The following is a 12,011-nucleotide window of genomic DNA, read 5'->3' as shown; positions in this document are numbered from 1 at the left end:
CAAGGCAACGAGGCGTTGAGCCCGCGAGCACTAATCGGCCAAGCCACACACTCATAACTGAGACACGCATTTGGATCTGTGACCCATCGAACGGGTCCAGGCGCTAACTGGACTACACATACACACGGTCAATCAACCGATATTGGCATGATCACGGTTCGATTCCGTGAATCGGCGTTAGGCGGCCACAGCGGCGAGGTTCCTCCCGTACCCATCCCGAACACGGAAGATAAGCTCGCCTGCGTATCGGCAACTACTGGAGTGGGCGACCCTCTGGGAACGTCGATTCGCCGCCCCACTCATACTTCATCTTAAGCCTCGTCGAGCGACAGCGGTGTCGCTCGGCGGGGCTTTTTGTATTTATAGAAGCGACAGTCGCTGTTCCGTACCGCTACGCTTAAACAATCGCAGTTGCTATGCTACGATGCGCGCCAAGGTGGCAGAGTCCGGCCGAACGCAGCGGCCTGCAGAGCCGCCCACCGCCGGTTCAAATCCGGCCCTTGGCTTACTTCCGATACGGTTTTTTCTGAGTGACTGTCCAAATAGTTATAACTCTACCTAAATTCAGGATCTTCCACTACTGGTTCAGTATCTTGTGATCTATGCCGACCCGCCTGAACTGTTAGCATCGCTGCCGCTGCTCGAGTGTATGGCAGCAAATTACGCTTGGAGAGTGACCAGTTCGGGCCGTCAGTGTGCCTACGCTATGTTGCTCCCAAATCCCTTCGAGTACTGGCCGCTTACGGAGTTGTTCGTAATAGGAAAGCGGGCCGGGCGCGATTTGAACACGCGACCGTCTGGTTAAAAGCCAGACGCTCTGCCAAACTGAGCTACCGGCCCTCTGTATTCCACTTTCGGTGAGTAGCGGTTAAACGTTTTCTTTCGTCCTCCGCATTGACCGGCCCCCGGTATCGATTACTCGTCGAAGTACTGCTCGAGCGCGCTGGTGACGATGTCGCCGGGAGCGACGTCGTCGATCGAGGCCCGACGGCGAAGATCGCGGTAGGTCGACGGTGAGAGGCCGATCTCGAGGCGGCCGAGCGTGACGTCGTGGTCGGCGAGAGCGCGCTCGATGGGAGTGCCGTCGTTGACTGCGCTGGCGACGCTGCGGACGTCGCGGACCGTCAGCTCGCCGTCGATCGTGGCCCAGGCGAGAAGGAGGCGTGCTTCGCCGGCGACCCGGGCGATGTGTTTGGCCGCGGTTGGGGCGATCGCGCCGAGTGCGACCTGCTTGCGAACCGATCGTGGGAGGTCGTGGACGCGAGCCCACTTCCGGATGAACGAGACTGTCGCGTCGTCTCCGGCTCGTTCAGCGGCAGCCTTGTAGGACCCTTCCCCGCGAACGAGGGCGGCACAGGCGGCGGCGCCTCGCAACATGAAGAGGTGATCGTCATCGGTGGCCCCGCTCGCGAACTGGCGGACGGTTTCGGCCGCCTCCTCCAGACTCGCCGGATCGTCCGGATCGAACTGGACGGCCTCCCGCGCTCGGCTGCCGGTAACCGACTCGTCGCCCCGAATAACCGGTGCCCCGACGGGCGATTCTCGGTCCGTCGGGACCGATCGCTGATCAGCGTCGTCACGCCCGTTTGAACGATTACCGGGCCGATTGTCCGTCATGAATCTCGATAAGGGACGTGGTAGCAAAAAAGGCGCCGCCTCCACCGCGGACGGAATGCATACGAGAGCTGACTGGGACGGGAATCAGAGTCCGAGGTGGAGATCGAACTGGAAGCGAGACGGTGATCAGTTCTGGGCGCCGTCTTCGTCGCGCTTTTCGGCGAGGTGCTCCCAGATTTCAGTACAGCCGGCCCCTTCCTCGATATCGTCGAGATGCGAATCGTCGCGGTCCGGCTCAGTTTCCTGCGGTCCCGTCTCTGGCTTCCGTTCAGCCGCGTCTGTCATGGGCCTTCGTATGGCCTCTGCCCCCATAAACATCATCTCAGCCGCAAGCGATACCCGTGCTCTGCCGTACAGGGTATATTTTCCGCTATCTCGGACGACACTGAATCACAGGAGAGTGGTCGTCTACCCGAGATTCGGATATTACAATGCTGAATTGCTCCTTTTCGGCTCGATTAGCGATGTATTTCGTGATAGACGAGCAATGTGTCGACGTATGTTCACAACGTGTCGGTCGTGTCCAGTCACCACCGTTCGATCACAGCCGCGATTCGATGAGGTGTTTTGATCCAATGTCTTCGGGCGATATGGCGGCTGTTCCGGTGTGGAATGGGTTATATCTCGAGACTACCTCAATGACACGCTGGTAATTTCAGCCGAAGGCAGCAGATCGCGGTTCCGGCGGCCTATCTCGAGGCTGCAAAAACGGCCGGTAAATGAGGCATGAACAAACGGTAGATATCACGATCGATACGGATGATTAGAGTCGGGAACCGGGATCGACGGTCGGACATCCGATTCGCAGTCTGTATCGATATCGCGAGTCGGGGCAGTCTGACAATCATCGCTCGAGCCAGCACGAGCCAGCACGAGCAGCCGTTTCGTGAACTGCGCTCGGATCGTTCCGTCGCGAGTTTCTAAGTACCTCGCGGACGACTGCCGATGAATGTCCAACCGGCTGATCTCCGTAACGGGATATACGACACTGGATTACGTCGACGCGGTCGCTAAGGGGGAAACGTTCGAGTGGGAGTCAGTCGCGGTCGTGAACGCGACGACCGACCGCGAGGCGCCTGACCGGGTTCGGCTGCAGGTCGAACTCGACAACGCGACGGAGGAACACCTGCCCAAGCACACGGCGGAACTCGAGTTAACGTCCGGTCAGGCCCGGACGTTGGCGGCGGATCTCGAGACGTACGCAGAGCAGGTCGAGGATGGGGACACTGATGCCGAAGAGACGGGGCGGGGGTCGTAGCTCGAGAGCGGGACACGGCCGGCTCGAGTCGGCTCGAGTCGGCTCGAGTCGGCTCACCGAACGCAACGGTACCCGCCGCGAGTCGCCGCCTGCCGTCGCAGGGATCCGACTTTTTCGCTCGCTTGGCGAACGATCGTCCGGAGCCACTATGAGCATGGATACGATTCAGGACCTGTTCGAGCACGGCCTCGAGGACATCTATCACGCCGAGCACCAGCTACTCGACGCCCTCGACGATCTCGAGGCGAACACCGAGCGCGACGAGATCGCCAGCGCGTTCTCGGAGCACCGCGAGGAGACGCAGGGCCAGATCGAGCGCCTCGAGGAGGTCTTCGAGATGTTCGGCGAGCCGCCGGAGAAAGAAGAGTGCGAGGGTATCGAGGGGCTGATCGAGGAGTACGAGGAGTTCGAATCGATGGAACCGTCCCAAGAGGTGATGGACTACCACAACATGGCGGCCGCCGAGAAGACCGAGCACTACGAGATCGCCGCCTACGGGAACCTGATCCCGCTGGCGGATCAGCTCGGGATGGACGAGGCCGCCGACCTGCTCGAGGAGAACCTCCGCGAGGAGCAGGACGCCCTCGAGGAGTTAAAGGAACTGACCGAACAGTACGAGATGGATGCGATTCCGGCGGAGTGAGCGTGATTCCCGTGACTGACGACTCCACCGACGACGAAGCAGAGAGCGAAGGTGAAGACGAGGACGAGCAAGGCCAGTACGGCGGTACTGAGGACAAAGAGCCGACGACGACGATCGACGAGGACGACGAAGAGTAGACGCTGCCTCGCTGACGGTGAGTTACGCTGCCCGGCCTGACCGGTCAGCACCGCGACGACAGGCCGATTCGGAGCGGCCCGCCTCGAGCGGCGTCGACTGGCGGACTGCTGCATTGCAACCGCTTTTACTGTTCCGGCGCCTATCCGGGCGTGTGACCACCTCGATTCCGGACCGCGGCGACGACGCGCTTTCGATCCGTCCGGCGGAGCGCGCGGATCTGCTCGCAGTCGTCCGCATCGAGAACGCGTCGTTCTCCCAGCCCTGGCCCTACGACGCCTTCGAACGCTTCCTCGGCGAGCCCGGTTTTCTCGTGGCCGTCAAAGGCGATACCGAGGTCGTCGGCTACGTCATCTCGGACGTGTCCTCGACCTACGGCCGGGAACTCGGCCACGTCAAGGACATCGCCGTCCACCCGGAGCAACGCGGCGACGGGATCGGTTCCGCACTGCTCTCGCGATCGATCGCCGTCCTCGCGGCCCGCGGGGCCGACTCGATCAAACTCGAGGTTCGTCGGACCAACGACGGTGCGAAACGGCTCTACCGTGAGTTCGGCTTCGAGCCGCTGCGGCGCGTCCCCGACTATTACGAGGACGACGAGGACGCGATCATCATGATCCGGAAACTCGAGTGACGAGTGCTGCTCGGTGTCTCGAGTGACGTGCTTTTACTGTCGCCGGCCATAGTCGCGGGTATGGGATACGCCTGTCCGGTCTGTGACGCCGAGGAAGCCGACGCGAAACACCTCGCGAACCACCTCGCCATCACGGCCTCGCTCGGTCGCCAGGAGCACGAGGAGTGGCTCGAGGAACACGCGCCCGACTGGCCAGACCGAAGTCCCGAGGAACTGGGGGAGATCGTCAGCCAGCATGCCACCGAGATCGATACGCCGGAGTTCGAGGGCGGAACCCAGGGACACGCACACGACCACGGGAACGGGCACGATCACGGCCACGGAAACCAACAGCCCGGCCGCCCCGCCCTCGAGAACGAACTCGCCCGCCAGAGTCGCCAGCCCGGCCGCGGCTCCCTGACCGCGGAAGCCGAGGGCGTCCTCGAGGAAGCGCGGGAGTTGACGCGACGGATGCACGAGTCGGGCGGAGACGGCGAATCCGCGTCCGAGTCGACAGGCACTGACGGTGACGGCGGCGAGGACACAGCCGACGGCGACACGGACGAAACTGGAAACGAAAACGCGTAACTGTTTCTCGACCGATCGTTCGGGTATGCACACTGTAGGGACGGTTGCGCCGACGTCGACCGACGACGCGCGGCGACACTACGAGGCGGTCGGCCCGGCGGCCCAGACGGTCGTCCGCGAGGTCGCCAAGGCGATGTCCTTCGACCGGGCGGAGTACGACGAGCGCGTCACGGGCGAGGTCGTGGAGACGGCCCGCGACGCCCTGTTCGCGAGCCTGCTCGAGGTCCAGGTCGGAAGCCGCGAGGAGTTCGACGACTGGCGCGAGTCCTACGCCGGCGACGTGACGACGGTCGGCCACGAGAACGCCGCCCGCGTCGTCTGGCACGCCGGTCCAGCGGACGAGGCCGTCGCCGCCACCTTCCAGGAAGAAGAGGACGCGGCGATCGCGACGCTTCGCCGGCAGGCGTTCGGACGGCTGTACCGATCGATTGTGAAACCTGGTGCCGGTACGGAACCCGACGCAGACGCGGACGCGGACGTCGACGCTGACACCGACGGCGAGTCCGACGACTGAGTCCCTCCCGATCGGACCCCGAGTTGCGGAAGCAGCACCTATTCACTGCTCGAGCCCCCACGGTCGACCATGCCCGTACCCGACGACTGGACGCTGCGCGAGGAGGCCACCGAGTACGAGACGCCCTGGTACGAGGGCGGTTACGACCGCTACGAGCAACCCGACGGGACGGAAAAGCGCTACTACTGGGCTTCCCTCCCGGACTCGGTCGTCATCGTGGCCCGTATCGACGGTACAGTTGCGGGGACCGTCGACGGAATCGGCGACGAGACGGACGGCGAGCCGAGTACCGGCGCCGACGACGAAGACAGACTCCTCTTCGTCGAGCAGTTCCGGCCGACGATCCGCGAGACTCACCTCGAGCTCCCCGCCGGCATCGTCGAGGACGGCGAGTCGTTCACGGCGGCTGCCGAGCGCGAACTCGAAGAGGAAACCGGCTTCCGGCCGACGAGCACGGCACTGCTGCAGGAGTACGCCGTCGCGACCGGTGTGCTCCGACACACCCGCGGGATCGTCTACGCCGAGGGCCTCGAACCGGGGGAGCGGGAACTCGACAACAACGAGTTCCTCGAGGTGACGACCGTTCCGGTCTCGGCGGCGCTCGAACGGGCTCGCGAGCCGCCGGCCAACGACGCGACGATCGCGGCGCTGTTGCTCGCGTCCGAGGACGGACTGCTATAGCGGTCGGCTTTCTCCCGGCTCGATCGGCCGGCGCGTTCCCCGACACGCGTTTCGTACCGGTACTCACCAAGCGATATTATTCAGGCGGCCGACAGTTTTAATCCGGCACGGGGGAAAGTGCCGATGGCGAGGGATGGGGGTCCTCTGTCGTTGCCTGAATCCCATTCGACACGAGGCCGTTTCCTCGCCACCGCCGGCGGTTCGTGTACCGTCTGGCGATCGACTCACCACCGCTTTCCCGATCACCGCGGGGCTCTCTGCCGGCCTTCGGCCGGCACCGTCTGTATTCATCGGGTGGTGATGCCCTTAGTATCGATCCCGACCGCGACCCGTGCGCTTATTCGCGCTGCGTCCAAAGACGCCGACGATGGACGGCGAAATCTCTCCCGACGACGTCAAGGACCTCCTCGAGGCGGATGCGGACGTTCGAATCGTCGACATCCGTGATGAGAAGAGCTTCGAGCACAGTCACATCCCAGGCAGCGAGAACGTTCCGTTCAACGAACTCACCGGCCGAATCGACGAGTTCGAGGACGCAGACCGCATCGTCACGGTCTGTCCCCACGGGAAGGCAAGCGTCCAGGCGGCGCAGTTGATCGGCTCCTACGAGGGGACCGCCGACGCCACCGTCGAGAGCATGGCGGGCGGCCTCGAGAAGTACGGGATGAAGTTCGGACTCGTCCGCGAGGACGAGGACGAAGACGACGAGGAATCCGAACCCGCCGAGTCACCGTTTTAGCTCCGTGGCTTCCCGCCCGTGGCGACGCGTGGCATAGCTCTATCCCCTCGCGGACCGTAGGGCGGGGCGGTGATTGCATGACCAGACAGTTCGCCGCACCGCCACACTACGTACAGGGCCGCGACGTTCTCGACGAACTCGGCGAGCACGTGGAGCCGCTCGGAGACCGCGTCCTACTGCTCGCTGACGATATCGTCCTCGACATTATCGAAGAGCGAGCGACCGCAAGTCTCGAGCGGGCCGGTGTCGACGTCGTCGTCGAGGAGTTCGGCGGCGAAGCCTCAGCCGAGGAGATCGACCGGATCGCGGACGTCTGTCGCGACGCGGAGACGGACGCGATCATCGGCGCCGGTGGGGGAAAGGCCCTCGATACCGCGAAGGCCGCCCGCGAGATCGTCGACGGAGCGGCGGTATCGCTCCCGACGATCGCGTCGACTGACGCGCCGACCAGCGCTCTCTCGGTCGTCTACACCGAGGACGGCGAGTTCGAGGAGTACCGGTTCTACGACCGGCATCCCGACGCCGTGATCGTCGATACGGCGGTCGTCGCCGGAGCGCCGACGCGACTGTTCCGGTCGGGGATCGCAGACGCGCTGGCGACGTGGTTCGAGGCCAGCGCGGTCGATCGCGCCGGCGCGGCGAACGTGATCGGCGGCGAACCGACCGACGCCGCGCTCGAACTGGCCCGGCTGGCCTACGACACGCTCCGGGAGCAGGCCGACCCGGCCGTCGAAGCGGTCGAGGTCGACGCGGTCACCGAGGGCGTCGAGTCGGTCGTCGAAGCCAACACCCTCTTAAGCGGCCTCGGCTTCGAGAGCGGCGGCCTCGCGGCGGCCCACTCGATCCACAACGGGCTAACCCAACTCGAGGCCACCCACGGCGCGACCCACGGCGAGAAGGTCAATATCGGCACGCTCAGCCAACTCGTTCTCGAGGGTCGCGAGGGCGCGTTCGTCGAAGAGATCGTCGACTTCTCGCTCGATATCGGGTTGCCGGTGACGCTCGCAGAGATCGGGCTCGAGGAGCCGACGCCCGAACAACTCGACGCGGTGGCCGAGGCGGCCTGTGCGCCCGACGAAACGATCCACAACGAACCCTTCGACGTCGAACCGGCGATGGTTCGGGACGCGATCCGGACCGCCGACGCGATCGGTCGGCGGCTGAAAGCGGCGCGGGAGTAATCGCTGGCGACTGCAGCGGGCGGTGGCCGACGAACCGCTCGCGGCGCTTTGCTTTCCGTGCTCCTGTGGGCAGCTACTCGCTCGGCTCGAGCGTTTGACGGCGCCTCAACTACGGGGAACGTCGAAGCGGTGAAAAAGCCGATTCGGCCGGCGGCCGTCGGTTCGGAAGTCGTCTCAGATCATCGCGGGCTCAGTCATGCGACGTTGAAGCCGCGTTCCCGAAGGAACTCTTCGATGCGGCCGGTATGGTTGCCCTGTAGTTCGATCTGGCCGTCTTCGACGGTGCCACCACAGGCGAACTTGGACTTGAGATCCGACGAAAGGCTGTCCAGATCGACGTCCTTCGGATCGAATCCTTCGACGATCGTTACCTCTTTCCCGTATCTGCGCTCGTCAATGCGGATGTTGAGTTGCTGTTGCCCCTTGGCTACGTCCTCACAGACGCAGAGTTCCTCGGGGAGCCCGCACGTCGAGCAGACTTCCGACATTACGTTCCTTGCTACGAAATGGCCATATTAAACACTATCGGGACCCGCATGCCCTCCAGCGATCTTTTTTGAACGATCGTCCGTCAGGAACGGACACGTCAGCGGTCGCGACCGATCACCGGCAGTCGCTCGCGAGCCAGGTCGTCGACGATTTCGATCGCCTCGTCCGCCGCCGCTCGATCGACGCCACCGCCGTAAACGGCCCGCTCGTGGCACTCGAGCACCCGTTCCGCTCGCTCGTCGAGCGGCAGCGGAACCGCGGCCGTGGACCTGTCCGTCGCTTCCCCCTCCGCGGTTGCCGCCAGGGCCGCGAGATACTGTCGCGGCGATTCGCCGCGCCGGCGCGGCCGATACTCGCGCGCGAGCAGTCGCTCGAGGCGGTCGAAGGCGCGCTCGGCGTCGCGGTCCGGCTCGCCGCGGCGGCCGTGCCAGTACAGGCCGACGGTGCGCCGGGCGCGCGTCGTCGCGTCGGTTCGGTGGGCGACGGCGACGGTGCCGACCAGAAGCACGGCCGTGAGGGCGGCCGTCTCGCGGGTCACCGTGAGGAGTTCGTACAGGGAAGCGCCGAGGCCGGGATCGCCGTCCGCCGCTTCGTTTGCGTCGTTCTCGGTGTCCGTTTCTCCGTCCGACGTCGTCGTATTGTTCTCCGATTGCGGCTCGGTGTCGTTCGCGGACTGTGACGCCGACTGCGATTCGGACTCGCTGTCGTTCGTCGGGTCCTCGGCGGGGTCATCGCTCGGCTCGTTCTCGTCGGTCTGTGCCGGGTCGTCGGACTGTGCCGGCTCGTCGTCGGTCGACGAACTCTCTTCGTCCGTCGGCGCGTCCGCCCCGGGCGTGTCCGCGTCGTCGTCCTCGAGTTGGGACTGGTGGACGGTTTCGCGCTCGCTCGGCGGCGTCGGGTCGAAGGGAACCCAGCCCTGGCCCGGGAAGTAGACCTCGACCCACGCGTGGGCGTTGACGCCGCGGACGAGGTACTCGTCCTCGCCGACCTGCTCGCCGGTCGTGTAGCCGGTGACGTACCGCGCGGGAATCCCTTCGCTTCGCAGCATCTGGGTCATCGTCGTCGCGAAGTAGACGCAGTAGCCCTCGTCCATCTCGAGCAGGAACGCCTCGGAAACGTCGCTCTCGGGCCGTTCGATGTCGAGCGAGTACGACTTGGACGACCGAAGGTGGTTCTCGACGATGCGGGCCGTCTCGTAGGGGGTGGTGGCCGAGGCCGTGATCTCGGCCGTCCGCTCCTCGAACGCCGGCGACAGACTCTCCGGCGTCTGCAGGTAGTACTCCTCGACTTCGGCCGGGTAGTCGGTGCCGGCATCGTTGAGTTTGCCCGGAATTGGGTTCGGCACCGCGCTCTCGACGGTGTAGCTGTCGCCCTCGAGCAGCGTCGTCTGCGGTCGCACCTGGCCGTGAATGGAGGCGGTCGCGTACCTGGCGGCGTCGCCGTCGACCCCGACCGGCTGTGCGGCGGCGGGCATCACGCCGAGTTCCGTCTCCGCCGTGACGGTCTGGGTCACCGTCTCGTACTGCCCCGGCGGCGGATCGAGAGCGGCGCCGCCCTCGAGGGGCCGGTTTTGGCCGGTTCTGATCCACTCGTCGCCGGTATAGCGGTCGTAGACGCCCGTTCGCCAGTAGGACGGCTGCTCCGATTCGACCCGGAACCGGGGATCCGGCGAGAGTTCGACCGACCCGCCGATCTGGGAGCGCTCCGTAGCCGAGTCGATCGTCCCCTCGAGGGTTCCCGCGTTGCTGGTCTCGAGGCCGGCCGTCGCCGGACTGGCCGGGCCGCCGGGGACGACGGTCACCGACAGCGAGAGGACGACGATCGCGGCGACCGTGACCGCGAGCAAGTCGATCTGTGCGACCGCACCCGTGCCGCCCCGGCGCTCGAGTTCGCCGAAGCCGACCGCGCCGAGTGCGGCAAGCGTGCCCAGCAGCGTCACCAGCGTCCCGGCGTCGCCGGTCAGAACGAGAAAGAGCAGCGCGAAGCCGCCGGGGAGGACGCTCAGCCCGTATCGGCCACGGACGGCGAGATACCACGACAGGAAGGCAGGGCCGGGTGCGAACCCCAGCGTCCAGACGCCCGCCTCGACCATCTGGAGCAACTCGAGACCGGTCGCGAGCGTGATCACGTCCGCGATGATCGCGTCGGTCGCCGTCGTGACGACGCCGATTCCGACGCCGCTGGTCTCGAGGTAGTAGGCGAAGCCGAGGCCGGCTGCGACGAGCGCCGCCGCCGTCGCGGTTCGGGGGCGGATCGTCCGCGCGAGGACGGTCGCCGCGACCAGCATCGTCCCGACGAGCAGGAGCAGCGATCGGGTGCCGCCGACGATACGGGTCACCTCGTAGAGGACGGATAGGTACGATGCGGTCAGCAGCAACACGCAGCCGAGCGCGAGCAGGCGAAAGAGTCCGCTATCGGTGGGGCTTCCGATTCCGAATCGATCGGCCGTTTCGTCGGCGCTCGGCCGTGACTGCGCTCGCGACTGCGTCCGCGAATCCGTACTCATGCCACCACCGCCGTGTCGCCGTTGCGCTCATCTGCCGCCCGTCCCGTTCCGCCGACGTCCGCGACGAGTCGTTCGAACGGCACCGCGCGCTCGTCGACGACGACGCGTATCCCGTCGCGGTCCGCCCTGACGAGGACGTCCGCATCGTTTCGTTCTCGGTCCTCGAGCGAGCCGGATTCGACCCTGGCGAGCAACTGCAGGAGATCGCGCCGGTGCTGGCGTCCGGTCGCTGGCCCCACCGCGTCGGTACCGACGGTCACGCCGACCGGCCGGTCGCGCTCGAGGAAGTGCGTCGCGAGGCTCGCGACGGCCGCCGCGAGCTCGTCGCTTTGGCCGGGCTCGCACTCGGCGGCGATCGAGAGCGCGCGGGCCTCGTCGGCGGTGGCGTACTCCGCGACGACGAGGTCGTCGTCCGGGCGCTTGGCGGCGGCTTTCCAGTGGACGTTCCGCAGCGAGTCGCCGCGGCGGTACTCCCGGAGGCGGTCGAACTCTTCCCGATCCGGCGCCGCCCCTTCGGCCGCGAGCGTTTGGAGCGGCGCGGCCGAGCCGCGGAGATCGTGGACGGGCGGATAGACCAGCACGGAGACCGTCTCGTCGTCCTCGAACGTGCGCTCGACGAGGCCGAAGACGTCGCTGACGGTGATCGACAGCGGGCCGACGGCGCGCTCGCCGCGGTCCTCGAGCGCAATGTCGTACGCGATCTGCGTCTCGTCGGCGACCGTCGTCTCGATGACTGGCTCGCCGTCAGTCTCGACGGGCTCGAGGCCGTCGCCGACGGTATCGGCGACCGTCGCGGCGATCGCCCCGTCGGTTTCGATCGTCACCGCGACCGTTCGAGTCTCGCCGACCGGACCCGGCTCGATGGCGTGTCGGCGGACGGTCGGTCGTCCGATCCGTGCGGTCGTGACGAGCCCGACGACGAACGCGACCGCCAGCGGCGTGACGACGGCGTTCAACGACCGCGGGCCGTACTGCCAGCTCATCGCCAGCGAGGCGGCGACGACCGCGAGTACCAGCCAGCCGCGTCGTGTGAGTTGCATCGCTTCG

General features: G+C 65.8%; 14 protein-coding genes, 2 tRNA genes and 1 rRNA gene. 11 read left to right on the top strand and 6 right to left on the bottom strand.

The annotated features are described in order from the left end of the window. Positions 1 to 177 precede the first annotated feature (177 nt). Positions 178 to 299 (top strand): 5S ribosomal RNA (gene rrf, locus ATJ93_RS13955). A gap of 131 nt (positions 300 to 430) precedes the next feature. Continuing rightward, a tRNA-Cys gene (locus ATJ93_RS13950) sits at positions 431 to 506 on the top strand. Between the two features lie 260 nt (positions 507 to 766). On the opposite strand, the gene ATJ93_RS13945 is transcribed toward ATJ93_RS13950, so the two are convergent. The 3 genes from ATJ93_RS13945 to ATJ93_RS23700 form a co-directional block, all read right to left on the bottom strand. Then, a tRNA-Lys gene (locus ATJ93_RS13945) sits at positions 767 to 840 on the bottom strand. Positions 841 to 915: 75 nt separating this feature from the next. Continuing rightward, positions 916 to 1,617 carry a DUF7119 family protein gene (locus ATJ93_RS13940; protein WP_120245207.1) on the bottom strand — a complete coding sequence of 234 codons (702 nt, stop codon included), beginning with the start codon at positions 1,615 to 1,617 and terminating at the stop codon, positions 916 to 918. 126 nt (positions 1,618 to 1,743) lie between these two features. Further along, positions 1,744 to 1,902 (bottom strand): hypothetical protein, encoded by a 159-nt coding sequence (locus ATJ93_RS23700; protein WP_013880893.1) that lies wholly within the window; start codon positions 1,900 to 1,902, stop codon positions 1,744 to 1,746. A 664-nt stretch (positions 1,903 to 2,566) separates the two neighbouring features. Here ATJ93_RS23700 and ATJ93_RS13935 point away from each other — a divergent pair. The 9 genes from ATJ93_RS13935 to ATJ93_RS13900 all read left to right on the top strand — a co-directional run bounded on the left by ATJ93_RS13935 (position 2,567) and on the right by ATJ93_RS13900 (position 7,969). After that, positions 2,567 to 2,875 carry a DUF6360 family protein gene (locus ATJ93_RS13935; protein WP_120245206.1) on the top strand — a complete coding sequence of 103 codons (309 nt, stop codon included), beginning with the start codon at positions 2,567 to 2,569 and terminating at the stop codon, positions 2,873 to 2,875. A gap of 148 nt (positions 2,876 to 3,023) precedes the next feature. Beyond that, complete coding sequence (locus ATJ93_RS13930) at positions 3,024 to 3,518, top strand: DUF892 family protein (RefSeq protein WP_120245205.1); 495 nt, start codon at positions 3,024 to 3,026, stop codon at positions 3,516 to 3,518. Between the two features lie 11 nt (positions 3,519 to 3,529). Further along, positions 3,530 to 3,655: a hypothetical protein gene (locus ATJ93_RS24365; protein ID WP_281271560.1), complete on the top strand. Its 126-nt coding sequence runs from the start codon at positions 3,530 to 3,532 to the stop codon at positions 3,653 to 3,655. 152 nt (positions 3,656 to 3,807) lie between these two features. Next, complete coding sequence (gene rimI, locus ATJ93_RS13925; protein WP_120245204.1) at positions 3,808 to 4,287, top strand: ribosomal protein S18-alanine N-acetyltransferase; 480 nt, start codon at positions 3,808 to 3,810, stop codon at positions 4,285 to 4,287. A gap of 60 nt (positions 4,288 to 4,347) precedes the next feature. Continuing rightward, the gene (locus ATJ93_RS13920) at positions 4,348 to 4,854 is read left to right on the top strand and encodes a DUF5810 domain-containing protein (RefSeq protein ID WP_120245203.1); all 507 of its coding nucleotides are present in this window, start codon (positions 4,348 to 4,350) and stop codon (positions 4,852 to 4,854) included. A 25-nt stretch (positions 4,855 to 4,879) separates the two neighbouring features. Further along, positions 4,880 to 5,368 carry a DUF5809 family protein gene (locus ATJ93_RS13915; RefSeq protein ID WP_120245202.1) on the top strand — a complete coding sequence of 163 codons (489 nt, stop codon included), beginning with the start codon at positions 4,880 to 4,882 and terminating at the stop codon, positions 5,366 to 5,368. Positions 5,369 to 5,437: 69 nt separating this feature from the next. After that, positions 5,438 to 6,049, top strand: a complete 612-nt coding sequence (locus ATJ93_RS13910; protein WP_120245201.1) for an NUDIX hydrolase — start codon at positions 5,438 to 5,440, stop codon at positions 6,047 to 6,049. A gap of 367 nt (positions 6,050 to 6,416) precedes the next feature. Next, positions 6,417 to 6,788 (top strand): rhodanese-like domain-containing protein, encoded by a 372-nt coding sequence (locus ATJ93_RS13905; protein ID WP_120245200.1) that lies wholly within the window; start codon positions 6,417 to 6,419, stop codon positions 6,786 to 6,788. Between the two features lie 77 nt (positions 6,789 to 6,865). Next, positions 6,866 to 7,969 (top strand): glycerol dehydrogenase, encoded by a 1,104-nt coding sequence (locus ATJ93_RS13900; RefSeq protein ID WP_120245199.1) that lies wholly within the window; start codon positions 6,866 to 6,868, stop codon positions 7,967 to 7,969. 194 nt (positions 7,970 to 8,163) lie between these two features. Here ATJ93_RS13900 and yciH read toward each other — a convergent pair whose 3' ends face one another. From yciH to ATJ93_RS13885, 3 genes are all read right to left on the bottom strand, one after another. Next, positions 8,164 to 8,457, bottom strand: coding sequence for a stress response translation initiation inhibitor YciH (yciH, locus tag ATJ93_RS13895; protein ID WP_120245198.1), 294 nt, complete (start codon positions 8,455 to 8,457; stop codon positions 8,164 to 8,166). A gap of 98 nt (positions 8,458 to 8,555) precedes the next feature. Next, entirely contained in the window at positions 8,556 to 10,964 is a 2,409-nt protein-coding gene (locus tag ATJ93_RS13890) for a transglutaminase TgpA family protein (protein WP_120245197.1), read from the bottom strand. Next, the gene (locus ATJ93_RS13885; protein WP_120245196.1) at positions 10,961 to 12,004 is read right to left on the bottom strand and encodes a DUF58 domain-containing protein; all 1,044 of its coding nucleotides are present in this window, start codon (positions 12,002 to 12,004) and stop codon (positions 10,961 to 10,963) included. Before ATJ93_RS13885 ends, ATJ93_RS13890 begins: the two co-directional genes overlap by 4 nt. Positions 12,005 to 12,011: the final 7 nt, after the last annotated feature.

The sequence above is a fragment of the Halopiger aswanensis genome (genome assembly GCF_003610195.1).
Taxonomy (GTDB): Archaea; Halobacteriota; Halobacteria; order Halobacteriales; family Natrialbaceae; genus Halopiger; species Halopiger aswanensis.
Note: the sequence above shows the minus strand (reverse complement) of the source record. Positions and strands in the feature narration are given on the sequence as shown.